The 1729-nt window shown below is 69.1% G+C and carries 1 protein-coding gene; it reads left to right on the top strand.

Annotated features, from left to right (window positions below; all coding sequences use genetic code 11):
- Positions 1 to 223 precede the first annotated feature (223 nt).
- Positions 224 to 1663, top strand: coding sequence for an amino acid permease (locus ACFV0Q_RS41350; protein WP_385013239.1), 1440 nt, complete (start codon positions 224 to 226; stop codon positions 1661 to 1663).
- Positions 1664 to 1729: the final 66 nt, after the last annotated feature.

The raw sequence follows: 1729 nt of genomic DNA, 5'->3' as shown, positions 1-1729 counted from the left end.
GCTGAGCCCCGTAGCCTCGCATTCGTGCCCCGGAGAGGCCCCCGGAGACCGTTTCCATGGTCGCCGGGGGCCTCCGTGCGCATGGGGCCGATTTTGGCGGGTAGCGGAGCCTCATGGTCTCCTGGGGCGACAAAATCACCGGAACGCGGCACGGGGGACCCCACCCAGCTCCCCCGCACGCGCTCCGGACCTGCCTGTCCGACCCACGAAGGCGAAGTCCCGAATGAGTGACCGCACCTTGACCACGGCCCCAGCCGAGGCGTCGTCCCGCCATGTCGACGCCGGTGACGAGGGCTACAGCAAGGACCTCAAGTCCCGCCACATCAACATGATCGCGATCGGCGGGGCGATAGGCACAGGCCTGTTCCTCGGAGCGGGCGGCCGCCTCGCCGGCGCGGGCCCCTCCCTCGCCATCGCGTACGCGGTGTGCGGAGTCTTCGCCTTCTTCGTGGTCCGGGCCCTCGGCGAGCTCGTCCTGTACCGCCCGTCCTCCGGAGCGTTCGTCTCCTACGCGCGCGAGTTCATGGGGGAGAAGGGCGCCTACACGGCGGGCTGGCTCTACTTCCTCAACTGGTCCACGACCACCGTGGCCGACATCACGGCCGCCGCGACCTACGCGCACTTCTGGTCGATGTTCACCGACGTCCCCCAGTGGGTGCTCGCCTTCATCGCCCTGGCCGTCGTCCTGACCGCCAACCTGATCTCGGTGAAGTACTTCGGCGAGATGGAGTTCTGGTTCTCCCTGGTCAAGGTCGCCGCCCTGGCGGTCTTCCTGATCGTCGGCATCTACCTCGTCGCCACCAGCCACGACATCGGCGGCCACACCCCGGGCCTGTCCAACATCACGGACAACGGCGGCATCTTCCCGTCCGGCGTGCTCCCGATGCTGCTGGTCATCCAGGGCGTCGTCTTCGCGTACGCCTCCGTCGAGCTCTGCGGTGTCGCCGCGGGCGAGACCGAGAACCCCGAGAAGATCATGCCCAAGGCGATCAACTCGATCATGTGGCGCGTGGGCCTCTTCTACGTCGGCTCCGTGGTCCTGCTCGCCCTGCTGCTGCCGTACACCGAGTACTCCGGCGACCAGAGCCCCTTCGTCACGGTCTTCGACAAGCTCGGCGTCCCCGGCGCCGCGGGCATCATGAACCTGGTCGTGCTGACCGCCGCCCTCTCCAGCCTGAACTCCGGCCTCTACTCCACCGGGCGGATCCTGCGCTCGATGGCGATGTCCGGTTCGGCCCCCAAGTTCACCGGCGTCATGAACAAGGGCAAGGTCCCCTACGGCGGCGTCCTGTTCACCGCCGCCTTCGGCATCGCGGGCGTCGGTCTGAACTACTTCATGCCCAAGGACGCCTTCGAGATCGTCCTCAACTTCGCCTCGCTGGGCATCCTCGGCACCTGGGCGATGGTCATGCTCTGCTCGCTGCACTTCTGGCGCCGCGCGAAGCAGGGCCGCCTGGAGCGGCCCTCCTACCGCCTGCCCTGGGCCCCGTACACGCAGATCGTCACGCTGGTCTTCCTCGTCACGGTCCTGGTCCTGATGTGGTGCGACGGCGGCGTCGGCCGCACCACGGTCCTGTTCGTCCCGGTCATCGGCGCCGCCCTGGTCGGCGGCTGGTACCTGGTCCGCGGCCGGGTGGCCGAGCTCGCCGCCGCCCGGCGCTGACACCCGTACGACGGCACGCCCGCACGCCCGCACGACGAGAAGGCCCCCGCACTCCGGTGCGGGGGC

Source organism: Streptomyces sp. NPDC059564 (genome assembly GCF_042735575.1).
GTDB lineage: Bacteria > Actinomycetota > Actinomycetes > Streptomycetales > Streptomycetaceae > Streptomyces.
This window is presented reverse-complemented; position numbering and strand designations above follow the sequence as displayed.

Coding starts and splice junctions, on each gene's coding strand:
- ACFV0Q_RS41350 (WP_385013239.1), top strand. CDS start 224: ATGAGTGACCGCACCTTGACCACGGCCCCAGCCGAGGCGTCGTCCCGC.